The sequence below is a fragment of the Candidatus Woesearchaeota archaeon genome (assembly GCA_030651375.1).
Classification (GTDB): Archaea; Nanobdellota; Nanobdellia; order Woesearchaeales; family UBA12501; genus JAUSFM01.
Window position 1 is genome coordinate 17,057 of sequence record JAUSFM010000015.1, and the last position, 22,273, is coordinate 39,329.

A 22,273-nucleotide genomic window follows, 5' to 3' on the forward strand; every position below is an offset into this window, starting at 1 on the left:
AACGATTGAGGAGCAATCATGCCGATTGAGATAAAAGACATTGCCCAACAGCCTGTTCAGCGCCAGCCCGCAAAAAAAGTGCGGATTCAGGAAATTACGGACGCGCAGTATGTTGCGGCAGAAGGATGGAACCCTAATGTGCTGCGTATCAACAATGAAGACGTAGCGCGTGTCAACATTCTCGGTGCGGTGGTGGCGAAGGCAACAACTGAAATTTTCAATTATGATTTTTTCACACTTGACGACGGAACCGGGAAGATTACCGTACGTTCTTTTGAAAATAAAAATCTTTCAAAGAATTTTGACGTTGGTACCATAGCTATGGTAATTGGCAGGCCGCGCGAATATGGAGGCGAAGTGTACATCGCACCGGAGATTGTAAAAAAAATAGAGGATACCGCATGGGTTGAACTCCGCAAACTTGAGCTGGAAACCCGGCCAGTGACCGTTGCACCGGCAGCGCAAAAAGAAAATACCTCGGACATTGTTGTTGAAAAAGAAAGCAATCCTGACGAACGAGTCATTGAGTACATTAAACAGAAGGACAGCGGCGAAGGAGTTGACGTGGAAGAAATTATCGGGAGGTACGCAGATGCGCAGATGGTTATCCAGCGGCTCCAGCTCCAAGGAGATATTTTTGAGGTGCGGCCGGGACGCGTGAAGGTGCTGTAAAAGAAAATAAAGATTATTTGTTCTTGATTAGCAGTGCAGATTTTGGTTTTTGTTTAGCTTGTTTCCAGAGTATTTCAAAATATTTGTTGTAACTATCAGCTAACGCTGCATTTTTGATACGGATAACGGTAAACGGTTCCCAGATCAATATGCCAACATTATCACCCCACACATAGGTGGGAGTTGGATTAAATGATTCTGAGGGCAAATACCGATAAAATACAGTGGGATAATCATACACAAATGTAACATCATCTCGAGTAAGGATTCGTTCGGTAAATCCTCTTTTTTTCTCTTCTTTGAAATACCAGTCCATGAAGGGTCCTAGTTTTTTTTGGAACATTGTTTCATCTATTCCGAAAATGACTTTGTCTTTCCCTTCCCTGAGAACATCATTGAGCAGGGTTTTTACTCCTTCAACCCCTTCGTACACTTCCACCACCAGCTGGTCTTTTGAAAAATCAGATAACTTTGCCAGATCAGGGAGGAGAGTAGTCACTATATGTTCCTTTTCTTTAACATAATCGACAAGCTTGTGGGGGTGGGTGGCTTTGTAGTGCTTAACTCCCCCTTTAATAACAAAATTGACCAAGCCTTTTGCAAGTAATTTTTCTAAAAAATCGTACACATTGGTTCGGTGTATCTTTACTTCTTTGGTGATTTTTGCGACGGTGGTGGATCCTAATTTGAGGAGCCCAAGGTATATCTTGCTCTCACCGTCGCTAAGGCCGACAGTTCTAAGACCTTGATGTAAATCCATACGCTGCATAAACAATAACCTGTATATAAATCTTGCTGTCTGAAAAAAGACAACAAAGACTTATATAGTTTATGAATAATTTTTTACTAAAAAGGGATAAAAAACTAAAATGTGCTCAGAAAAAAATACAAACGGATTATTTGAAGTCCACATAGCAGGACCAAAAACAGACGCAGAAGTAGCACGTCGGATATTTGAGGATCTCAGAGAAGCAGGATTACCAAAGAGTAAATTCTTTTTAAACGTGTACAATATTTTAGGTGATGAAATGTATGAGCATGTGATGTGTACACCCCCAACAGGACATGATTTGGATGAGCCAGGATGGATGACCACGGTAAAAACGCCTGATTTTGAAGAAGCTAAAAAAAAGGTTTTAGCAGGGATGGACCTGTTGAAACAGCATGGTTTACGAGGTAATTTTGAAGTTGAGCGAGTGATTACTGAAGGAGTACCTGATTTCCCTATTGACATAGAAAAAGAATTTCCTGGCTATCGGCGAGTGCAGGATAGTCCCCTTTATGAAAACCATATTATTTGGAAAGACCTCGAAACGAAATTGCCGTCAAACAACGAGATTGTTGAGGAATTCCAGCGTAGTTTTGGTATAACCCCTCACCAGATTGTTGACTTTTCCAGAGCCCTATCAGGACAATCATTAGTTTCGCGTGTCGCCACGATCTACCAGCCGAGTAGAGAAACGGCATTAGAGTGGGGATTGAGGTTAACGTCTGATAAACAATTAACAGGACATAGGTATATTGTAACAGAACAAGTATGTTTAGTGGGAGAACTAAAAACAGATTGATCTTCTGTTGGTTATTCCTTGTCTTGTTTGATTAATTAAATTTCTCAAAAAATAATTGGTGTCACATACACTTCTAACAGCCCGGCGACAAACAGCACGGCAACTGCAATCAGTACCAGGTCGGCAGCGTCAAAGACAATGCGCTCGAAGTTGTCCGACGACAAATCGTGCTGGATGACGGCAACAGAAATAATTCCGCCGGCAAGCCCGCCGATAAAATAGGCAAGAATTTCCGGGATGCCATGAAACAGATAGCGCATGAACCCAAACGACACCACGCCGGCGAATCCAGTAATTTTTGCAAGGCCAAGCGATGAAACTGCAGAGGCAAGATTTTTCTTAATGAACGAGCCAATGGCAACGGCAACAACTGAAGCGTTCCATGTTAGAATAAATATCGCGCCGCTGCCGTAGAAAAAAGAAAACAAAATGCAGAAAATAAGCACTTTGATGTTGTTGAAAAATATTTTATTGAACAAGTCAACCGAGGTGAGGCTGCCTAAAACTGAATGGGCATTGATGTTTTTGATGGTGGTAATTTGAATCTCGAACAGCTTTTGGCTTACCTCAGTTGGCAAAAAAAGGTACCACGCGACAAATGAAATAACCGTACCGAGAAAAAGACACATGAAAAACGTCAACGCACGCGCGTGTTCCCTCAGAAGTTTTCGCTCCGGCAGAGGCAGAAGATCTTTCTGCTCTTCAAATTTCATGGTGTTGTAAAAAAGCGGCACACACGCAAACACCGTTAAAAAAACAGCGATGAGCCCTGCCATGGTCTCAAAAATTTGGATGCTGATGAAGAGTGCAACCGTTGAAAAGAGGATGCCGAGAAACACCATCTCCCATGGCTTTTTTTCCGCGGTGTAAGGTGTGATGAGAGACTCTAAAACCATACAATTCTCAAGAGGAAATTAGTTTATAAAGTTTCTGAATAAAAAGCAAGATAAAAGGAAGATTTATATAGCTCCGGCAAAAACGAAAGAACTATGGAATACGAAGAAATGCTTACCAAGGCAGAAGGTGAAATGCCACAGATTGTGGCGGAAAAGCACCGTTTTGAGATGCCAAAAGCACAAGGATATTTGCAGGGAAACAAAACAGTCATCAGTAATTTTCTCCAGATGTGTAGCTACTTCCGCAGAAAGCCGGAACACGTGCTCAAATTTTTGCTGAAAGAGCTTGCAACACCCGGCGATGTGCGCAGCGGTATGCTCATGCTTGGAACCAAGGTGGCATCGGCAAAGATTAATGAAAAACTCCAAAAATATGCAGATGAATATGTGCTGTGCGGCGACTGCGGCAAGCCCGACACGAATATTGAGAAAGAAAAAGATGTGACGCTTCTCAAATGCACGGCCTGCGGCAGCAAGCATCCTATAAAGGGAGTTTGAAGTAGATACCGACCATATTATTCATACTTATAGTTTATATTCATCCAAACCACGCCCCCAGCCCTGATTGTTTTTCTTTGTCCTTGCCAAAAACTTCTTCAATCCTGCGTTTGGTCAATTCAAGATTTTGTCGCACATAGACCGGAACATTATATTTTCGCGCAAGGCTTAACGAGGGCTCAAGATATTTTACAATCGACCCTTCGGAAATCGTGAACAACAAATTTCCTTTACAGACGGTGCATTTGCCAATCAGCGGCGGCCGCCTGAATTTTTCATTGCATTTCACGCAGCGGAACTCCTGCATGGAAAATTTACGGAGATTTCCGCGGATATCACGGATAAAGTGTTTCTCAATCACCCGCGTCGCGACATCGGTTTCATCGACTGCAATTATTTTCTCGGCCAAGAGCATCTGGCCCCGTAGCTTTTCTTCCATGGATGGCAAAATTTTGTAGGCCGAGACGCGCACGCCGTCATTGATATTAGTTATCGGATGGGTGTATCCGATGTTTTCATATTGTTGCGGAGTATCAAGCCGTTTCCGCAACTGCTCGATATCAATCTCTCCTGTTTTTTTGTACTGCGCACCTGCCTCGTAGAGTGAAAGGGGATATCCAGTTACTGTATCCAGTCCCAAGACCATGTCATCAACTTCGGACGGCACCAGCCGGATGGTGAGAACAAGCGGCGAATCCATGGTGCGTGAGCCGCGCGCATCTGGCAGGAATTGCCGCGAAAAATTGAGCAGCGCATCCATGAGCAGCATGATACACGCTTCGTCGCCGTCACAGTCACGGCGCATGGCAGCGTGATAGAGCGGATGCGCATACAGCCCTTGGATTTTTGAAAAGCCGATGATTCTGCCGACAATGCCTGCAGAGATGTGTGGTGCAAGCCCGATAACGAGATGGCCAACGATATCCCGCGGCTCTTTCAGGCAGTAGAACGGTGGAAGCTTGTAAAAAGTTTGAAGCAATTCGTCAACAAAGTTTGCAATGCGGAAGAGCACTTCATCACCGGGAAGTTCCATCGAATCGCTGCCGCTCGGGATGATAAGGTCTTGGGGCTTTAGTTCAAGAATTTGCTCGGCATCTTCAAGGGACTTGCCAAAAATATCTTTAACATACCCCATTTTTTTAAGCTGGGAAAGAGGAGTTTCAATTTCACACGGCTTGAAATGAGTCAACGGAAGCTCCGACATATCATAGCGTGTGGTTCCATCTTTGTTGACATAGATATCATGTTTTGCACGGAGAATCCCTTTGGCAAGATGTTCAGGTGTGTGGTCTTTGTTTGCTGTGCCGCGCACTCCTTTAATCAGATCAGGATAGTTGGTCAAGCCCAAGAGGCTGACTGCTGATTGAAAATAATGGTTGATATCAATAGGACGCTGATAAAAAGACGTGCACGGGCCATGCGGCGGACAGCGTGGTTTTTCTTTCGGCCCGCACTCTTTGCAGAAGTAGAGCTGTTTGGTTGGCTCACGGCATGTTTCGCAAAAGGAGTAGATTGTTTCTTTTGAACACTGCACACAAGTAAAAAAAGGAAATTGCCCGGTAACTTTTTTTTCTGCAATTGCTGCCTGAAAACTCCGCAGCCTACCGCCTTCATCGCCGACTGGAAACAAGAGATGAGGAGAACCGGTGAGTTTTCGCATTTTTGATTTTTCTGGCCTGCCCATGCGCGCGCCGATAAAGGTGCCGGATTTGTCCTTCACAGTGAAAGGAGAGAGGGTATTGAGCATATCAAGCCCCGATCCTGCCAAAACACCTGAACCTGAAATACTGCCAAGCCGCTCGACAAACGATTCATCGAGCAAAAGCATGGCCAATAAAATAGTTGCCTGCTGTTTTTCAATAACAATATGGTCGGGGGTTTGTTTGTGGGGCAGGCCTATTTTTTCGAGCAGCGCTTTTTCTTCTTGTTTAAGCAGGAGAATGATTTTATCAATATCCCCCGCTTCTGTTTTGTGCAGTTTTCCTGAAGAAAGCCAACGTCCAAGCTTGACAAATTCTTCACCACTCAATGCGCCCCAATGCCAAGTATACAGCGGATGGAGCGGCACGCCAAGGCCGGATGATAGGGCAAGCGCTGTTGCTGCAGATGGCCGGAACAGAAAATAATTTTCAAAAAAAGAACTGATTTCTTCAAGAGATACGTTTAGGTGTGCTGCAATTTTCTCATATACGGCTGAAGAATAGCGAATCAATCCTGCTTGTTTTTCGAGCGGTGTAACGTCAAGTTTCTCGCTGCACGCCTTTTCCACATCTTGCACATGCCATTCTTCACAATACCCGACGGGCACCAGCACGTGGCCATTTTCTGAAAAGTCACCATAATTATACAAAATGTCGCCAAGAAAAAGAATTTTATCAACTTCTTTATTGCACGCCTTGGCGTCTGCTATACTAAACAAACGCACCACATCACCATTTTTGAGCTTGACAATTGGCCCTTCAATGGTGTCGCATACGGTGACGGATGCTGCCTTGCCCGGCCGCTCAACCTTGAGCTGGGTGCCAACCGCGATGTAACTGTCGAGAATAATTTGGGTTGCTGGATGCAACGCGGTTGCGCTGAATCCGGACGTGCGTGTTCGGCCCATGCGCAGGCGAAAGCCGCCGTGCCGCATGGGATGCGTCAGCACAGGCCTGCCTGCAACCAAGTCTTTGATATACACATAATTGGGGCTTATGCCGGTGGTTGGCTGTTCTTTCTTGTCCTGTTTTTTCTCTGCCTTGATTGATTTTTGCAACTCAAGAAAATCTTTCAGAAAATCCCACTCAAGAGAAAAATCAGCGCCCCATTTTTGGAGGCGCTTCCAGAGCTTGGGCGCTTTTTGCGCAATGCCTTCAGCAAGCACCAGACACACGCCACCACGAATCCGATTAGTTTCAACACGGGGCAGGTCTTTATGGTTTGAGACCTCAAGCTGTTCAGTCGGGTCACCATTTATCTCAACGGGAATGCGGCGAACTAAATACTCAATTTCCTGCTCTGATGGAAAATATTGAAGGTTGGTGATGCGCTCGTGATAATCACGCACTTCAGTAACATAGCGCTTGATCTCATCTTCAGTTGGGTCAAATGGTGCATAGCCCATTTGTTTTCGCACATAATCGGCAATGAGCACTGAAACAGATGCAGCCGTACCTCCTGCCCCTCGAATTGGGCCGGCGTAGAAAACAGAAAAGTATTCTTTGCCTGCGCTTGTTTTTTTGATGCGCAATTCAATAAATCCTTCTAATGGTGCGGCGACAATGCCTGCAGTGCTGTAGGCCATGCCAGTACGGATGCCGACTTCCATTGCCTTTTTCTTGTCAGAGAAGCTACAGAATTTTTCTTGGGCAACTTCTTTTGCAATGAGCAGTGCAACTTCCCATGCGCCGGCACCGTATTGTTTTTCGAGCTCAAGAATTCGCGCAGTCATACGAGTACCAACGATCTCAGGTGCGGCCGCTGAAACAATACCCTCGACGCGTTCAGCCATGTTGTGGGCAATGGGAATGTCGACTTTTTTTTCAGGGTCAAACCCTTTTTCACGCGCTTTCTGCGCAACAACGTAGGCCTCGCCAGTTTGTACCTCAATCTCTTCTAGATACGCTTTCATTTCCGGACTTGCAGGTTCTTGCGGGGGGATAGGTTGCATGGGGTTGCTCAAAATTTAAGGATTTTTATTTTGCGCGTGCGCAAATCTGCGTAAAAAACTCTGCCAGGGTCAGGAATATGGCCTACTTTTTCTTGATACGCGGTTTTGCCCTGCCAGCAGCTTGCGCAAATCAGCGTCACGTGCTTGTACTGCGCTGCGGTTGCCTTGTGCAGATGGCCAACGGTAAAAAAGTCAGGCACTTTCTCAATCACCATGGGATCGCACTGCGGATCAGGAATAGATTGAGTTGCATTATGGGTTGGCGCAAGGTGGCGGCGCTTGAGCAGCATGGTCATCACTAGATCAGCGCGGTCATAGCCGCCTGCTTCGCGAATCGCATTTGATTCAGCGATAAAATAATCAAAACTGCAGCCGTGATACACGAGAATATCAAAGCCGGAAAAGGTATCTGACTCTTCAAGCCGAATGAAAGAGGGACTGCTAACCAGCGTCACATTCGGCAGGGTATAAAGTGTAGGAGCATATTCTTTACTCAGCACCGGCTGGGGTTCGGCAAGGCGCACTGCATCGTGGTTTCCCGGGCAGATAATGATGCGGAGATGAGGTGGGATTTTTTTAAGGTAGGTAGCAAGCTGCTCATATTGGGCATACACATCTCGAATGGCAAGATCCTCTTCTTGCCCAGGGTATACCCCAACACCATCGACCACATCACCGAGCAGAAAAACATATTTGAGTTTTTTTACCATCTCATGCTGGTGCTCGTCACCCTCTTCCCCATTAAGCCAGCTAATGAACCGGAGAAATGATTCTTCAAGAAATTGCTTGCTTCCAATGTGAAGGTCTGAGGTAAACACCGCGCCGCAATCATAGTCTAATTTTTTCAGCTCGCGATGGGGAATGTCAGGATAAATAATATTGTCTGCAAAAATAATTTTATTCCCAGTCTTGCCTGTAATCCCGATAACTTCATCAAGAAAAATTTCTTTCGCAACACGAAAAAGATCGGGCCGGGTTTTGTTGAGAATTACTTTGATGATGCCGGTCGGGTCTTCAAGCTCAAGCATGATGTTTTTGTTTTTTGTCTCTGCCTTGCTCTTGACCATCCCGATAATGCTTGCCTTCTCTTTCTCATTTTTTGCCAGCACGCGGCTGATGGAAAGGCTGTCTTCAAGCTCTTTTCGTACCTGCAGAATTCCTCGCAGCGATTCGTAGCGCTTGGTGTAAAAGGAGACAAAATCTTCCACCGTGCGCTTTTTGGTTTCACCAGTATACGTGAAAATGATTTTGCATTGGGGTGCGCGGATCTGGTCTGCGTGCTGAAGCGGAGCATGCGGTGGCGACACTAACGACACTATCGGGTGATGATGCATTTGCACCACAGGAAGAGGAAGGTGGGGAGTGATGTACTCGAGAAACGATTCCCGCTCATGGTCATTTGAAAAAAGGCCGAGCAAATCTGCAGGGCAGGTTGATGCTGAACCCAAGGTTTGAATGAGGTCGGGAGCCACTAAAATTTTTTTGTTCAGTAGGTAGGTAACAATTTTTTTTGTGGTGCTGTTATCCATGGGTACCACCGGTGATGCCGAGTTCTTTTTCCAGCACGTCAACAACTCGCTGCTGGAGATCAGGCGCAAGGGATGATAGAATTTCTTTTGTCCTCCCGTATCTTCCTTTGGATGTCACACGGGCGGTTATGATGCCGAGCATATCAAGTTCGCCGACAATGTCGGAGAAGCGCCGCTGAGTGAGCGGGCGGAGCTTTGCTATGGCGCACAGTTTTTGGTAGAGCTGGTATGCTTCACCAGTGAGCGCTGGTTGGCTGGTCTGCTTGAACAGTTTTAACAAAGCATAAAAAACGCACTGGAACTGGCGGGGGTGAGTGATGATGAGGTCCATGACGCGCTCTTTTTCTATTTTTTCCTCAGCAGTATCGAGATGTTCCAAGGTGACGCATGGTGCATTGGTACGGTCGGCGATTTCTCCTGCCACTCGCAGCATTTCCAGCGCCATGCGTGCATCGCCATGCTCGCGGGCTGCGCGGGCTGCGCATTTTTCTATGACGCCTGCACTAATGGCGCCTGCGTTGAATGCGTCTGCTGCGCGCTCGCGGAGAATGTCTTGAATTTGCAGAGCGTTGTACGGTGGAAAGACGAGCTCTTCTTCAGAGAGCGATGATTTGACACGCGGATCAAGGGAGTCAACAAACATGAGGTCGTTGGAAATGCCGATGAGGGATAACTGCGCCTTTTTGAGCTCGGCATTAATTCTGGTGAAGTTGTATAAAATTTCATCACCAACTTTTTTGACGAGTTGGTCGATTTCGTCGAGAATGATAAGTACAATTTGCTCTTTTTCATCAAGAACAGTGTAAAATGTTTTGTAGATTTCATCAGTTGGCAGGCCGGTAACAGGTATTTCTTTGCCGAATTCGCGCGCGAGCTGGGCAATAAGCCGGTATTCGGTGTCGGCAACACGCTTGAGCTTGCAGTTGAAGTAAAGTATAGTTATTGGAATGTTTTGCTGTTGGGCAACTTTTTTGAGGGATTGGGTGGTATGGAGAACAGTGAGTGTTTTACCAGTGCCTGTTTTACCATAAATAAATAGGTTTGACGGCTTGTTCAGGCGAAGGGTTGGCGCGAGAATGTTTGCGACTTGTTTGATTTGGTCCTGCCGATGGGGAATGTTGTCAGGGGTGTGGTTGTATTGGAAGACTTTTTTGTTCTTAAAAATAGATGTTTTGCCCAGAAAAGAGGTAAAAAGACTATCAGTACATGGCTCTGTCGGTTCCTGTTCTTTGTCTATCACACCTACCACCCCAACCACCCTTACTTTTATTTCCCCCCATTCCCCTGACCCCTTTGTTTCCTATGGAGAATGAGATGGGGTGGTGGGGGAGTTTAAATGGTTTGTTGTTTGGTATTTAGCGGTGTTTGCTTGCTTGTTTGAAAACGGATTTAAGAAAAAATGGCGACTGTTGTTTTGTCTTCAAAGTGATAGTAATTAGGTTTTATTTTTTTAAAGCTAGTTATTAAAAAAGTATGAAAATATTTAAAATAATAAAACCATATTAAAACATAATAAAAGTACTTTTAAGCTTATATATAATATTTCTATATAGTAATTATTTATATATATATTTATATCTATTTTATTCTTTATTTTTTTGTTTTCTTTTCATTTTCTTTTCCTTTTTTGTTCTTTTTTACTCTTTCTTTTTCTCCCATTTTTCATTTGTTTTCCACCTTCTTTTCCATTCCTTTTCTCTTTTCTTTGCTTTTGTTTCCCTTCCTTCCTCTCTTTCATACCTTTCCTTCCCTCTTCATATTTCCATACGAAATCAAGGGGACACAGGGTCTTTAGTGGTGGTTTGTTTCCTTGTTGGGTACTAAAACAAACAAAAACCATTATTTGTTATCACTCCACAATACTCAAAATGGAAAGGTTTATATATCTCCCCCCTTTTTCATACTTCACATTTAACCAACAAGTGATACTATGTTATTCCAAAAGCAATTTTTATCAAAACTGAAGGAATTCGGGCTGAACAGCTATGAGAGCAAGCTCTGGGCAGCCCTGTTAAGCCGTGGTGTTTCGACTGCTGGTGAGCTTTCTGACATTGCCAACGTTCCAAGAAGCAGAAGTTATGATGTTCTTGAAAGCCTTGAAAAGAAGGGATTTATCATAATGAAGCTCGGCAAGCCCATTAAATATGTTGCCGTGTCGCCTGAAGAAGTTGTCGAGAGAGTCAAGAAACACGTCAAGGAAGACTCTGAAACACAGGTGCAGATGCTCGACGAACTCAAAGGCTCAAAAACACTTGAAGAATTAAAAGTGCTCCACACTCAAGGTGTTGACCTTATCGAGCCGACCGACCTTTCCGGCTGCCTCAAGGGCCGCAACTCTTTTTACAACCATCTTGATATGATTATCAAAAATGCCAACGAGTCTGTTGTGCTCGCCACAACTTCTGAAGGGTTCCTACGCAAGGCAAAAGCGCTTGCTTCTTCGCTGCGCAAGGCAAAAGGCAAGGGCATCAAGATACGCATTCTTACTCCTGCAACCAATGAAGTGAAACAGGCAGCCAAAGACCTGAAACAATATGCTGATATTCGATTTGTTCAATCATTAAATTCACGGTTCTGTGCTATCGACGGCAAACAAGCATGCTTTTCGTTACTTGCTGACAAAGAAGTGCACCCAACCTATGATTGTGCAGTGTGGATACATTCTGAAGTTCTTGCAACAACGCTTGAAAAATACTTCGAGCTTGAATGGAAGAACGCACAGGCGTAAAATCAAAACGACACATATTTTCTTGAAATAAACTCATAAACTTTTTATACTCCACTTCTCATAATACAGAAAAAGCAGGTGATTATATGGGACTAAGTCTTAGTGGAGTCATTCTCGCCATTATCCTCGGTACGCTCGCCGCGATTGTCTATAGTCTCCGCATTTTGGTTCTGCTCGAACGCAGAATTGCGCGCATTGACCTGACGCTCATGACCTTAAGCGACAAAATTTTCAAGGAAGAGGTCAAGATTGAGCGCGCCGAACGCAAGATCGAGCACTACATAAAAAATAAGAAGAGATAAATTTGTCTTCTTTTTTGTTTTTTGATACTTAGTTAGTTCTATCTCTTTTTATCCATACTCAAAATTAAACTACTTTCGAGTACTGACATAACGAAAGGTTTATATAGTATTGATTATCTACTTTCAAGACTATGAAGCTTCAATCCCTTATCCTTATTGTTCTGGCAGTGTTGTTCAGCCTGCCCGTAGCAGCCCTCGGCAACGACTTTCTTGTTCCCGCTGGCGCAGTCATTGACCTTCACCAATATGATGAGATATTCAATCCGTATGCAGAAGGAAACGTTCTTCCTCCATCTTCCTATTCCGACATTAATCCTAACCCACAACCACTCTTTATCCGCGACCTTGCTGTTGATATTTTCAGATTCGAAGCACCGGCAGGAACACACGTTGGAGACTATGTCACCCTTATCGGCACCATCAAAAACAACGGTATGTTTTCTGTGCCGCTAAATTACGCTTTTTTCATGAACGGCCAAAATCTTGGGCCAGCAGTTCCTCGCGAGCTTAACCAATTCTGGGACGGCGTTGCAGACTTCATTCAACCCGGTGAAAGCAGAATGGTGGTCAAATCCGTTCAGCTTACTGCTGCAGGAGAAATCTCATTGCAATTAAAGGCAGATCCATTCAACCTGATTCAAGAAAGCAGAGAAACAAACAACACGCGCAGCATCCGCATTGTGGTACAACCAGTTCCACCTGCAGAAGTACCACCTGCTCCGGAAAATAATCCTCCTGCCGATAACCAAAACAATGTTTCTCCTCCTGCAAATAATCCTCCTATCAATAACCCTCCAGCTAACAATGCCCCACCCCAGGACAATAGTGTGACTCGCGCCGAGGCGCGGACAGCACTGCGCGACGCAGATGATCAGTGCACTGATGCGTCAACGTCTATTGACCATGCGCGCACCGCGTTGAGCAACAATGCACTGGTTAATTTCGACCGCAATGAAGTTAACCGGCAGGCCAGCACACTCACCGATGCCCGCAAGGCACTGCGTGACGGCAACACCGCCTACGACCGCAGTGAGTATGTATCAGCAAACAATAAGGCAGACACGGCTCAAAAGAAATGCGATCGCATTGTGAGCAAACTGGCCTTTACTGATGTTAGTTCCGCGTCGCTGCCTTCAGCAACAAATTACAATTATGTTCCGCAACAGCGTGCAGCGGTTGGCCAGCCGACTGAACCAAGCGACGACGTTCAGCTCATCCGTTCACAGCAGAAAATAACAAAAGAAGAAGTTCCGGTCGAAGATACTACTGCAACACCTTGGCTCATTGCGAGCATTATTATCGGCTCATTCTTGGTGCTGGGCGAATTATCTGCATTGGCTTATTTTGTGTTTAAGAAATAATTCTCTTCACAAACTTTTTATACGCTCTCTTCCTAAACAGTTCTATGCTTCACCGCTTTAAAAAAATTCTCACTGACATCAAATCTCTCAAGATTCAAGGCGCCACGAATGTCGCGAAAGCAGCAGTAGATGGTCTATCCCTCGTTGCTGCAATGAGCACCGAGAAAAACCTCAAAAAAAATCTTGTCCAAGCAGCGCTTCTTCTCACAAAAACACGGCCCACCGAGCCGGCATTACGAAACATTCTCCGCTACCTTCTCACCCATACAAAAAATAAAAAAACATTCAGCCACGCACGGCAATGGGCACAGCGCTATTTTTCTTCAGCAGAACAGAAAACCATTGCGCACGGCCTGAAAAAAATAAAAACAAGCGCAACCCTCTACACCCACTGCCATTCTTCAACCGTCACCCACCTTTTCATTGCAGCGCACAAGAAAGGAAAAAAAATTCGTGTATGCAACACTGAAACACGCCCTCTGCTCCAAGGAAGAAAAACAGCAGCAGAACTCACCCATTCCGGCATTCACGTTGACTATTACGATGACGATGCCGTGAAAACAGCAATGCTCAAAAGCAGCGTCGCGTTTCTCGGTGCCGATGCAATCACGCCAACTGTTGTATACAACAAAGTTGGCTCATCGCTCGTGGGTGAATACGCCCATGCCCATCAGATTCCACTCTATATTTGCACATGCGCCTTAAAATTTGATCCAGCAATCATCCGTGGAAAAAAAGAAGTTGTTGAAGAACGCAATCCTGCCGAAGTGTGGGCGCGCGCGCCGCGCGGCGTTCACGTACACAACCCTGCGTTTGATGCGATTGACGGAAAGCACATCGCCGGCATTATTTCAGAGCTCGGCATCCACCGCTTGCCGGTGTTCATAAAAAAAGTGAAGAAAGCATATCCTTGGCTCGTCTAAATTTTAGCGCCGCTTTTTCTTGAGTTTCTTTTTTGGCGCACCAACGTCTCTTTTTTCCTTTTTTTCAGTTTTTGCCAGTGCTGGTTTCTTTTTTTCAATCTCACGGCGTAACAGCTCTATCTCCTGTTCTAATCCGCGTATTTTTTCTGCATTATCGACCTGTTCCATCAATCCACCGCATTCCGGGCATTTGTAATTAAAATCAACCGCGCGGTCAAAGGTGAGCCGCATGCACTTGCTGTGGCACATAAAGAAATGGCTGCTTTTCTCTTTCCGAGCCTGCTCAGTGAGCTTTTCGAACAGTTCACGCTTGAGGTGGCTCGTCAGGAACTTGATGCGACGGTTATTAAACGTCCAATAATAGATATACCATCCTTTTTGCTTGTCTTTCTTGCGGGTGAAAGAGACCAAGTTTGCGTGGTAGAGCCGATAGAGCTTGTTGCGCACTACGTTAATCTCTTCCTTGAGTTTGATAGCGAGGAGAAATTCAGACACATTGATTTTATTCCGTAACGCTCGGTACAAGGGTAGCGTTTCCTCTCCTGCAACCTTTCTAATGATATTTTCCACGAGCTGGTTTGATGGATTCATGCTGCCTCCCTATTTATAAATGTAGGAAGGTTCTTTTATGGATTCCTCTGTTTTTAAACCTTTCGTCATTTTATTTATAAAGGGCTTTTTTATTGCATCTCATCAAAAGCTTTATAAAAGGGCTCCTTTTCCGAAAGGATATGCCAGCAGGAAGCAGAAAATCACACACCTACCGCCGGGTTTTTCAGCGCGTGCCGAGCGGAGTATCGCGGCTCTTCTACAAAAAGCGCAAGCCCTCCAAAGCAGTGTGCGGTTCCTGTAAACTGGTGTTGCCAGGTGTTGCGTGCGCAACGCCGCGGAAGATGCAGAACATGTCAAAATCTTCCAAGCGTCCTGAACGGCCCTTTGGCGGTGTGCTCTGCACGCGCTGCATGCGCAGCGTGATGGTCGCAAAAGCGCGCAGTATGAAACTTACCGAGTGATACTCATGAGCAACGATGTATTTTCAGTGGGGCGCGTGTGCGTCAAGATTGCCGGCAGGGATGCCGGTGCAACATGTGTTGTGGTTGACTCGGTTGACAGTCACACCGTGCTGGTTGATGGCCAGACGCGGCGCAGAAAATGCAACACAATTCACCTCGAGGCATTGCCTAACATTCTTCCTCTCAAAAAAGGTGCTTCTCACACGGATGTTGAAAAAGAATTCAAGAAGCTGCATCTTCCCGTGCTGAACACCAAACCAAAGAAAGCGGTCGAGAAAAAAGAAACCGCGCGACACGCACGGGAAGACAAGAAATCAAAAGCGAAAACTGCGTAATTCTTAATTTTTTACCACTCTTTTTTTAAATTAATTTTTTATCTTTTCAGTATCTTATACAGTTCGGTCAAATTTAATTCACACAGCGCCACTGGATTTTCCAGCTTAAACTTGTTCAGCACTTCAGGATGTATTTCTCCGACATACACAATATCAACACCCGAGACCCGCACGCGCCCGACCCTGCCGGGGATGAAGGTGCCATGTTCGGTTTCGCGTGTTTCTCCCTTCAATCCGAACTGGCTCAGAAGATACTCGACAATCTGTTTTATCTCGGTAAAATCTGCCTTGCCGTGGGTCGTTGCGATACAGACGCGTTCAGTTTCCTCAACACCGGTTTCAGTGTCTCCGTGCTTAAACACGCGCCCAATCTCAAACACACGCTGAGGGTATTCTGCTCCGATGTTGCGCTGGAGCACCTGCAGAATGCTGGGCGCAAGCCAGAACCGGAGCGAGTTATACTCAAGGCTGACAGGGTCAATGATACTGACGACCTTTTTTTCATCAGCCGCAAGCAGGCACTGGGCTGTTTGCGTACTTTCATCAATAAGCGAATATGATTTTGTCTCAAGCAATCCCAGCCCAATAAGAAGTTCAACGACTTTTGTTTTGAATACTTCAAAGGAGTCTTCTTCTGCAATGGTTGCGACCGCAGGTATTTTTTCTTCAAAATTTTCATAGCCGTACGCAATGGCAACATCTTCGACAAGGTCAGCACTGTGGATGATATCAGCGCGATACGCGGGGATCAGCGCGTTGCCTTTTTCATAGCCAAAGCCCATGCGTTCAAGTAGTTCCTTGATTTCTTTTTCCTTCAGTGTGAGGCCGAGGCGTTTGTTGATGTAAGGAAGGTCAACCTTCATCTTTTCCGGTGTAAGATCGGGCGTCGTAACCGTTTTATCCGGATACACGATGTCCATGCTGTATATTTCGCCGCCCATATCGGCAAGCGTGGTGACAAAAATATTGAGCGCGACGCTGACGTTGTTCCAGTCGGTGCCGGTACATTCGATAAACACTTCAGTGGTTGTCTCGTCTATTTTTCCAGTGTCGTTCGAATTGGTGTAGGGGAGCATAGACAGCACATTATTTTTGTTGTCAATAAAAAATGGATATTTTTTCCAGCCCTGGGCAATATGTTTGTACTCCTTTCCTTTTGGATGGAGTTCCTCAACATCACTTGCAGGAATTTTCTTCGGAAAGCCGAGCGGCTGGAACATGACTTCGTGTGGGTCTTTTGCAATGTATTGAATCGGGAAATTAATAGTGTTTAGTGGGTACAATCCGTACGCTGATTTTTTCCGGTTCCTGCCATGCGTGGTGGCGAGCTTTTCCTGCACCTGCATGATCTCGCGGATGCGCTCGTCGTTGAATGAGAGTTTTTTGACAATGGCACAGGCAGTGTACGGCCGCATGGCCACACTTTTGTCAACAACAACTTTCAGGCCGCTCTTCTTTACCATGTATTCGCGCAGCCCTGTTTTTTCGCCGATGAACGCAGAAAACGAGCGCGCGAATCCTTGTTCAGACAGCCAGTCCGGTCGGTTGGGAAACACTTCGACGTGAATCTCGGTGTCAGTCACTGATTCAAGGTCAGTGCCGATCATTGAGATGCGCTCCTTGAGTTTCTCGAGCGGGAGCTTCTTGCTCACAAGCTTTTCAAACACATTCCGGTTGAGGGTTACGGTTGGCATGTTATTTCATCCACACCTTCACATTGCGTAGTTTTTTTATATCATTTGCGTACAGGTCGCGAATATCAGTAAACTGGTAGTAATCTGCGATAATGCGCTCAAGCCCCAGTCCCCATGCAAGCACAGGGATATCTTCGCCGAGGAGCGGTACCACGACTTCAGGCCGGAAAATTCCTGCACCACCCAGTTCAATCCATTCCTTTTTCACCGGGTGCCAGACATCAACTTCACAGCTTGGTTCAGTGTACGGAAAGTGCGCCGGGCGTATGCGCGCGTCTGGAAATCCCATTTTCCTGAAAAATAATTTTAAGTATCCTTTCAGGTGCTTCAGGTTTGCGTCAGGGTCAATAACAATACCATCCACTTGGTGGAACTCAAAGAGGTGTTTCCAGTCGAGCGCCTCGTTTCTGAATACCTTTCCAACGGCAAAGAATTTTGCCGGCAAGTCTTGTTTTTTGAGCTGGGAAAGTTTCAGTGCACTCAACACCGTTGTATGCGTGCGGAGCAGCACCTTCATTGCCTCTTCAGGGCTCCAAGGCGCCTGCCAGCCCTTGCTGCCGGTTGTGCCGCCGTGCTCATGCACTGCCTTGACCTTTTCGCTGATAGGGGGAAGCTTTCCGCGGGTAAATGTTTCCTGCCCGATAAAAAAAGTATCCTGCATGAGCCGCGCCGGGTGGTCTTGCGGAATGAAGAGCGCGTCAAGATTCCAGAACGATGTTTGCACATAATTGCCGGTCATTTCCTTAAATCCCAAATCAAGCCATATTTTTTTGATGTACTCGGTTGATTGGGTGACGAAATGTTTTTTCCCTCCGCTGATGGTAGGCACATTGATTGCAACATCATAACCACGAAAATTCTTTTTTTTCCACGTGCCCTGGGTAATTGCTTCAGAAGTAAGCCGGTCAACCACTGCTTGTTTGGTTATGCCCAGCACTGCGTCTGCTTGTGCAACTGTTTTGCCCAATGCAGTGAGCGTTGTGGTTTTGTCTTTGCGCAGGATTGTTTTGATAACAAACTTGCGCTGCTTGAACTGTTCGTAGAATCCTTTTTCATCCGGCGTGAACTGTGCAATGTCTTTGCCGTGCTCAAGTTTTTTTAGGAATGTTTCTTCGATGGTTTCCTGCGTCCCCAGTTTTTTTCCGTTGGGGGTGATTGTCAGTTTCAGGCCCGGCTTCAATTCAATGGCACCCTTTTTTTTCAGCAGGCCGATGCAGACTTGCACTTCTTCTTTGGTGAGGCCTGCTGCTTCAGGAATATCGGTTAAGGTGAGTTCTTTCTTTTTTTTCTCGGCTTCTGTCAGTGCTGCAAGAAATCGTTTTTCAGGAAGGCCTTTTTTGGTGTACAGCCGGCCGTTGCTGTCCAGCTCTGCCATTTCCCGTTCGCTGCTCGTGAGCGTAACCAGCTCTTTGTTTGAAAGCCACTGGAGCGCGCGAACAGTTTCTGTTTCTCCAAGATTTGCGATTTTTGCCAGCTGCTCAATTCCTAAGGTTTCATGTTCCGCAAGAATCGGCAGTACTTTGCGCTCAAAGAGGTGGAGCTGGCCAAGTATCTTTTTTATTTCTTTTATGTCTTCGGTGCTGGCGTCGGTTTTCATGGTTTCCCCGTGGAAACGGTGGGGCAGGCGGTTGTTTATATACTTTTGTCCTGATTTTTAATATTTTTACTTATGCCCATTTCTATCTTAGTATGCATTTAAAAAAGAGAGAATAAAAATAAAAAATGTGCATAATTTACTTAATCGGCTTCATATCTCGCCATGCCGTGTCAAACAGGCTTTCCATGGTTCGGGCGAAGAATGGCGAGTTGACCCAGATGCCGAGGTCATAGCTCGGGTGCACGTCCTTGTCATCCAGCACCATGAAAATAAGTTCTTTCCCGTCGACAATGCAGAATCGCGCGTTGCTGTCAACATTGCGGATTTCCGCGAGGTTGCGCAGATCCTTGACTGCTTCGGAAGATTCTTTGGTAAGTGGCGCCGCAATTCTAATTTTTACACCGCGCTTTTTCAGGCGCTCAAAGGTTGACTTGAGGCCTTCTGCCTTGCGGATCAGGCCAGTTGCCGTGGTCATCAGGGTTACGGAATTTTCTGCGTTTCTAATTGTGAGTTCAAGATGATTGTCAAGGTTGTGCCTGCCGCGCAGGCTGCCAGAAAGATCAGTTGGCTCAATCAGGTCAATGCCTTGGGTGTGGAGTGTCTTGAGCTCTTCAAGCACATCGGTGCCTTTCATCTCTTCAAGCCGTTTGACACGCTCGTCTGCTTCAACTTTCATGTTTTTCTTGACGCGCTCAACAACTTCTTCAGGAGCGACTGCAATATATTTTATCGGCTTGCCGAGCTTGGTTATGGCAAATCCTTTTTTCTCAAGGCTTTCAAGAACATCATAACTTCTACTTCGTGGAACATTAGCAATGTCAGAAAGCTCACCAGCAGTCGAAACACCGCGAGAGAGCAGCGCTGTCCAGATTTTAACTTCATAGAGATTGAGTGCGAAGTATCGGCGGAGCTTGCTTAAAAATTCTTCTTTGACGATCATTGTCTAACCCCCCTCTTTTTTATAAACCGTTATTGTGTGTTAGTAGCTACTACGGTGCTACTACTTAATATATGTTACGCTTTTTTACTTTTTTTCAGACACAACACTTTTCTGAGGGGCTCGCGTTTTTACTGGCGAGTGGATTCTCGGCTTTTTATGCTCTTTTATAAGTGTTGTGTGCCTACTGGTGAATAAAAATCAGTCTGTATAAAAAGTTTCTTCTCTTCTAATGGGCGCGTTGAATCATACACTATCCGGTGCGTGGTTTGTGATACTCTCTTTTTTGTTGGCATTTTGTTACCTCTGCAGGGAAAACAGTTTTTGAAATGACAAAATATAAAAGATTCAATCATTTCCGGCTCTCCATGCGAATGATTGACTTTGCCAAAACCGAGGAATTTCTTAAAAAATACGCCCTCAAAACCCCCAAAGCGGAACTGGTAGCAGGTTTCAGCAGCGCAGCCAAGGAAAAACTGCGCAGCGCAGCCAGCAAGTTCGGTTTTCCGGTTGTTTTGAAGGTGATTTCCAAGGATATTCCCTGCATGAGCGCCGTTGGTGTGGTGCAGACGGTTGATTCTCCCGAACTCTTCGACAAAATACATGAAACGCTGCTCAAGAATCTCAAAAAAAAGAAGCCCAATGCAAAAGTGCAGGGTATCCTGGTGCAGAAGCATATATCTGGGCAGTTCCTCATTGTCGTTGTCCGGCATGATGCCCAATTTGGTGCTGTGGTGCAGATTGGTGCCGGCGTCGGCGCGGGATGCTGCACTGAACTGGAGCCGTTGGGCATTGCACACATGGCCACTGGTTTTGCGCCGCTGGACAAGAAACATGCTGAAGCAATGGCCGCAGCAGTGCCAACACCACCTGCTTCTCTTGCTGATTTCCTGGTAAAAGTTTCACGCTGCGGCGCAGAACAGCACCTTGACCTGGCCGTGGATGTCTTTTTCACGAGCGCTGGCATCGAGGTTGTTGATGCAAAATTGTTTGAATGCTAAATGAATGCTGAACCGAACTACTCCACCGACTGATTCCCATGGCACTAAAACAAAAAACAGACAAGGAAAAACTGGAAAAACAAGAAAAAAAGCAGACCATCAGCGGCGCGAACACTGACCATCTCACTGCGCTTTTTGCGCCGTGCAGCATCGCTGTCATCGGCGCGTCGTCCCATGAAAAATCTGCAGGGTACGCGGTGCTGAAAAGCCTCGCGCGCGGCGGCGCCTTCTTGAGCGAAACCGGAGTTGCCTTCAGCGGCGCGCTGTTTGCAGTCAATCCAACCACTGAATTTATTCTCGGCTACAAATGCTTCAAAAGCGTGCTTGACATTCCCGAATTGGTTGATGCCGCTGTCCTGTGCGTGCCGGCAAAATCAGTCCTTTCTGTTATCAAAGAATGCGCGAAAAAACAGGTCAAGGTGGCAACCATTCTCGCTGCAGGATTTGGTGAAACTGACGACGCTGGAAAAAAACTCCAAGAACAAGTTCTTGCGATTGCACGGCAGGCAAAGATGCGTGTGCTCGGCCCCAACAGCATGGGCGTTATTCGACCGTTCATCAACATGAACGCCAGCTTTGCTGCCACCATGCCATCCTCTGGTTCTATCGCGTTCCTGAGCCAGTCCGGCTCTCTCGCAAACACCATACTCGCCAGTCCCGCTGCAAAACGATATGGTTTCAGCTGTGTGGTGAGCTATGGCAATGCTGCTGATATCGACGAATCAGACCTCATGGCGTGGCTTGCTGACGATCTCGAAACAAAATCCATCGCGCTCTACTTAGAAGGATGCCGCGACGGCAGAAAACTTCTCGCTGTTGCCGAACAATTATCCAAAGTGAAACCCGTTATTGTGCTCAAAGGCGGTGCTACCCATGCAGGCGCTGCGGCAGTTGCCCGTCACCACGGCATTAACGCTGGAAATCCTGTTTTGTATCATACTGCGTTTGAACAAGCCGGCGTGATTGAAGCACACACCGTCGAAGAATTGTTTGAGTTTGCCAAAACCGCTGCCTCCCAGCCATCGGCGCAAAACAGCATTGCGGTTGTCACGAATAGCGGCGCTGCAGCAGTGCTTGCTGCTGATGCCGCAGAGCGCCATGGCGTGCATCTTGTGCAGTTGAAAGATGCAGTGATGAAAAAGCTTGGCGCGGTTCTCGCACCGTTTGCCACACACCAGTTCATCCCATCTCATCCGCTTGATCTGGGCGATGACGCCCAGCCGCAGAGTTTTCGCGCAGCTCTCGGAGTGTTGCTTGACCAAGAATCAGTGCAGGGCGTTATCGTCGTGCATACTCTGCAGGCAATGTCGTCGGTTGACGAAGTTGCACGCGTGGTTGCTGAAGCGCGCAATGCGCACAGCGGCAAGCCCGTGCTCACCGTCGGCTTCATGAATCGCTTTTCCAAAGATGCGCTCCATGTACTCGAACAAAATGGCATTCCTGACTTTTCCGACGTGCACCGCGCCGTCAAAGCAATGAAGATGCTGATACTGCGCGGAGAACGGCTCGCGAAGAAATAAGTAAATTGAATAACTAAATTAATTAGTTTCTCAAAAATCGGCGAATC

20 protein-coding genes and 1 pseudogene are annotated in these 22,273 nt (G+C 46.2%); 11 read left to right on the forward strand and 10 right to left on the reverse strand.

Annotation, left to right across the window (positions count from 1 at the left end; all coding sequences use genetic code 11):
- Positions 1 to 18: 18 nt before the first annotated feature.
- On the forward strand, positions 19 to 672 hold the full coding sequence (locus Q7R76_05055; protein MDO8642917.1) for an OB-fold nucleic acid binding domain-containing protein: 654 nt from the start codon (positions 19 to 21) through the stop codon (positions 670 to 672).
- 13 nt (positions 673 to 685) lie between these two features.
- Here the strand turns inward: Q7R76_05055 and Q7R76_05060 are convergent, their stop codons facing one another.
- The gene (locus Q7R76_05060; protein ID MDO8642918.1) at positions 686 to 1,441 is read right to left on the reverse strand and encodes a helix-turn-helix domain-containing protein; all 756 of its coding nucleotides are present in this window, start codon (positions 1,439 to 1,441) and stop codon (positions 686 to 688) included.
- A 100-nt stretch (positions 1,442 to 1,541) separates the two neighbouring features.
- Between Q7R76_05060 and Q7R76_05065 the strand changes: the two genes are divergently transcribed.
- Complete coding sequence (locus Q7R76_05065; protein MDO8642919.1) at positions 1,542 to 2,240, forward strand: hypothetical protein; 699 nt, start codon at positions 1,542 to 1,544, stop codon at positions 2,238 to 2,240.
- A 44-nt stretch (positions 2,241 to 2,284) separates the two neighbouring features.
- On the opposite strand, the gene Q7R76_05070 is transcribed toward Q7R76_05065, so the two are convergent.
- A complete protein-coding gene (locus tag Q7R76_05070) occupies positions 2,285 to 3,136 on the reverse strand; it encodes a stage II sporulation protein M (GenBank protein ID MDO8642920.1) in 852 nt (283 codons plus the stop codon).
- A gap of 93 nt (positions 3,137 to 3,229) precedes the next feature.
- On the opposite strand from Q7R76_05070, the gene Q7R76_05075 reads away from it, so the two are divergent.
- Positions 3,230 to 3,634: a translation initiation factor IF-2 subunit beta gene (locus tag Q7R76_05075; protein MDO8642921.1), complete on the forward strand. Its 405-nt coding sequence runs from the start codon at positions 3,230 to 3,232 to the stop codon at positions 3,632 to 3,634.
- A gap of 40 nt (positions 3,635 to 3,674) precedes the next feature.
- Here Q7R76_05075 and Q7R76_05080 read toward each other — a convergent pair whose 3' ends face one another.
- From Q7R76_05080 to Q7R76_05095, 4 genes are all read right to left on the reverse strand, one after another.
- Positions 3,675 to 7,286: a DNA polymerase II large subunit gene (locus Q7R76_05080; protein ID MDO8642922.1), complete on the reverse strand. Its 3,612-nt coding sequence runs from the start codon at positions 7,284 to 7,286 to the stop codon at positions 3,675 to 3,677.
- An 8-nt stretch (positions 7,287 to 7,294) separates the two neighbouring features.
- A complete protein-coding gene (locus tag Q7R76_05085) occupies positions 7,295 to 8,815 on the reverse strand; it encodes a DNA-directed DNA polymerase II small subunit (GenBank protein ID MDO8642923.1) in 1,521 nt (506 codons plus the stop codon).
- Positions 8,808 to 10,055, reverse strand: a complete 1,248-nt coding sequence (locus Q7R76_05090; protein ID MDO8642924.1) for an ORC1-type DNA replication protein — start codon at positions 10,053 to 10,055, stop codon at positions 8,808 to 8,810. Before Q7R76_05090 ends, Q7R76_05085 begins: the two co-directional genes overlap by 8 nt.
- A 369-nt stretch (positions 10,056 to 10,424) precedes the next feature.
- On the reverse strand, positions 10,425 to 10,553 hold the full coding sequence (locus Q7R76_05095) for a hypothetical protein (protein MDO8642925.1): 129 nt from the start codon (positions 10,551 to 10,553) through the stop codon (positions 10,425 to 10,427).
- Between the two features lie 192 nt (positions 10,554 to 10,745).
- Between Q7R76_05095 and Q7R76_05100 the strand changes: the two genes are divergently transcribed.
- From Q7R76_05100 to Q7R76_05115, 4 genes are all read left to right on the forward strand, one after another.
- A complete protein-coding gene (locus tag Q7R76_05100) occupies positions 10,746 to 11,543 on the forward strand; it encodes a helix-turn-helix domain-containing protein (protein ID MDO8642926.1) in 798 nt (265 codons plus the stop codon).
- Between the two features lie 86 nt (positions 11,544 to 11,629).
- Positions 11,630 to 11,845: a hypothetical protein gene (locus tag Q7R76_05105; protein ID MDO8642927.1), complete on the forward strand. Its 216-nt coding sequence runs from the start codon at positions 11,630 to 11,632 to the stop codon at positions 11,843 to 11,845.
- A gap of 131 nt (positions 11,846 to 11,976) precedes the next feature.
- The gene (locus Q7R76_05110) at positions 11,977 to 13,206 is read left to right on the forward strand and encodes a CARDB domain-containing protein (GenBank protein MDO8642928.1); all 1,230 of its coding nucleotides are present in this window, start codon (positions 11,977 to 11,979) and stop codon (positions 13,204 to 13,206) included.
- Between the two features lie 44 nt (positions 13,207 to 13,250).
- Complete coding sequence (locus tag Q7R76_05115) at positions 13,251 to 14,129, forward strand: translation initiation factor eIF-2B subunit (protein ID MDO8642929.1); 879 nt, start codon at positions 13,251 to 13,253, stop codon at positions 14,127 to 14,129.
- A gap of 3 nt (positions 14,130 to 14,132) precedes the next feature.
- Here Q7R76_05115 and Q7R76_05120 read toward each other — a convergent pair whose 3' ends face one another.
- Entirely contained in the window at positions 14,133 to 14,720 is a 588-nt protein-coding gene (locus tag Q7R76_05120; GenBank protein ID MDO8642930.1) for a hypothetical protein, read from the reverse strand.
- A gap of 140 nt (positions 14,721 to 14,860) precedes the next feature.
- On the opposite strand from Q7R76_05120, the gene Q7R76_05125 reads away from it, so the two are divergent.
- Both Q7R76_05125 and Q7R76_05130 read left to right on the forward strand, forming a co-directional pair.
- Positions 14,861 to 15,142, forward strand: a complete 282-nt coding sequence (locus Q7R76_05125; protein MDO8642931.1) for a 50S ribosomal protein L34e — start codon at positions 14,861 to 14,863, stop codon at positions 15,140 to 15,142.
- Positions 15,143 to 15,147: 5 nt separating this feature from the next.
- Positions 15,148 to 15,303 (forward strand): annotated as a pseudogene (locus Q7R76_05130) (50S ribosomal protein L14e).
- Positions 15,304 to 15,515: 212 nt separating this feature from the next.
- Here the strand turns inward: Q7R76_05130 and pheT are convergent.
- The 3 genes from pheT to Q7R76_05145 all read right to left on the reverse strand — a co-directional run bounded on the left by pheT (position 15,516) and on the right by Q7R76_05145 (position 19,708).
- Complete coding sequence (pheT, locus tag Q7R76_05135) at positions 15,516 to 17,171, reverse strand: phenylalanine--tRNA ligase subunit beta (GenBank protein MDO8642932.1); 1,656 nt, start codon at positions 17,169 to 17,171, stop codon at positions 15,516 to 15,518.
- A gap of 1 nt (position 17,172) precedes the next feature.
- Positions 17,173 to 18,768 (reverse strand): phenylalanine--tRNA ligase subunit alpha, encoded by a 1,596-nt coding sequence (locus Q7R76_05140; protein MDO8642933.1) that lies wholly within the window; start codon positions 18,766 to 18,768, stop codon positions 17,173 to 17,175.
- 136 nt (positions 18,769 to 18,904) lie between these two features.
- Positions 18,905 to 19,708, reverse strand: coding sequence for a helix-turn-helix domain-containing protein (locus tag Q7R76_05145; protein ID MDO8642934.1), 804 nt, complete (start codon positions 19,706 to 19,708; stop codon positions 18,905 to 18,907).
- Between the two features lie 365 nt (positions 19,709 to 20,073).
- Between Q7R76_05145 and Q7R76_05150 the strand changes: the two genes are divergently transcribed.
- Complete coding sequence (locus Q7R76_05150; protein ID MDO8642935.1) at positions 20,074 to 20,706, forward strand: acetate--CoA ligase family protein; 633 nt, start codon at positions 20,074 to 20,076, stop codon at positions 20,704 to 20,706.
- A gap of 38 nt (positions 20,707 to 20,744) precedes the next feature.
- Positions 20,745 to 22,226: a CoA-binding protein gene (locus Q7R76_05155; GenBank protein MDO8642936.1), complete on the forward strand. Its 1,482-nt coding sequence runs from the start codon at positions 20,745 to 20,747 to the stop codon at positions 22,224 to 22,226.
- The last annotated feature ends 47 nt before the right edge of the window (positions 22,227 to 22,273 follow it).

What these genes read in the sequence shown, in the direction of transcription:
- Q7R76_05055 (MDO8642917.1), top strand. Translation starts at nt 19, where the DNA reads ATGCCGATTGAGATAAAAGACATTGCCCAACAGCCTGTTCAGCGCCAG.
- Q7R76_05060 (MDO8642918.1), bottom strand. Translation starts at nt 1,441, where the DNA reads ATGCAGCGTATGGATTTACATCAAGGTCTTAGAACTGTCGGCCTTAGC.
- Q7R76_05065 (MDO8642919.1), top strand. Translation starts at nt 1,542, where the DNA reads ATGTGCTCAGAAAAAAATACAAACGGATTATTTGAAGTCCACATAGCA.
- Q7R76_05070 (MDO8642920.1), bottom strand. Translation starts at nt 3,136, where the DNA reads ATGGTTTTAGAGTCTCTCATCACACCTTACACCGCGGAAAAAAAGCCA.
- Q7R76_05075 (MDO8642921.1), top strand. Translation starts at nt 3,230, where the DNA reads ATGGAATACGAAGAAATGCTTACCAAGGCAGAAGGTGAAATGCCACAG.
- Q7R76_05080 (MDO8642922.1), bottom strand. Translation starts at nt 7,286, where the DNA reads ATGCAACCTATCCCCCCGCAAGAACCTGCAAGTCCGGAAATGAAAGCG.
- Q7R76_05085 (MDO8642923.1), bottom strand. Translation starts at nt 8,815, where the DNA reads ATGGATAACAGCACCACAAAAAAAATTGTTACCTACCTACTGAACAAA.
- Q7R76_05095 (MDO8642925.1), bottom strand. Translation starts at nt 10,553, where the DNA reads ATGAAAGAGAGGAAGGAAGGGAAACAAAAGCAAAGAAAAGAGAAAAGG.
- Q7R76_05100 (MDO8642926.1), top strand. Translation starts at nt 10,746, where the DNA reads ATGTTATTCCAAAAGCAATTTTTATCAAAACTGAAGGAATTCGGGCTG.
- Q7R76_05105 (MDO8642927.1), top strand. Translation starts at nt 11,630, where the DNA reads ATGGGACTAAGTCTTAGTGGAGTCATTCTCGCCATTATCCTCGGTACG.
- Q7R76_05110 (MDO8642928.1), top strand. Translation starts at nt 11,977, where the DNA reads ATGAAGCTTCAATCCCTTATCCTTATTGTTCTGGCAGTGTTGTTCAGC.
- Q7R76_05115 (MDO8642929.1), top strand. Translation starts at nt 13,251, where the DNA reads ATGCTTCACCGCTTTAAAAAAATTCTCACTGACATCAAATCTCTCAAG.
- Q7R76_05120 (MDO8642930.1), bottom strand. Translation starts at nt 14,720, where the DNA reads ATGAATCCATCAAACCAGCTCGTGGAAAATATCATTAGAAAGGTTGCA.
- Q7R76_05125 (MDO8642931.1), top strand. Translation starts at nt 14,861, where the DNA reads ATGCCAGCAGGAAGCAGAAAATCACACACCTACCGCCGGGTTTTTCAG.
- pheT (MDO8642932.1), bottom strand. Translation starts at nt 17,171, where the DNA reads ATGCCAACCGTAACCCTCAACCGGAATGTGTTTGAAAAGCTTGTGAGC.
- Q7R76_05140 (MDO8642933.1), bottom strand. Translation starts at nt 18,768, where the DNA reads ATGAAAACCGACGCCAGCACCGAAGACATAAAAGAAATAAAAAAGATA.
- Q7R76_05145 (MDO8642934.1), bottom strand. Translation starts at nt 19,708, where the DNA reads ATGATCGTCAAAGAAGAATTTTTAAGCAAGCTCCGCCGATACTTCGCA.
- Q7R76_05150 (MDO8642935.1), top strand. Translation starts at nt 20,074, where the DNA reads ATGCGAATGATTGACTTTGCCAAAACCGAGGAATTTCTTAAAAAATAC.
- Q7R76_05155 (MDO8642936.1), top strand. Translation starts at nt 20,745, where the DNA reads ATGGCACTAAAACAAAAAACAGACAAGGAAAAACTGGAAAAACAAGAA.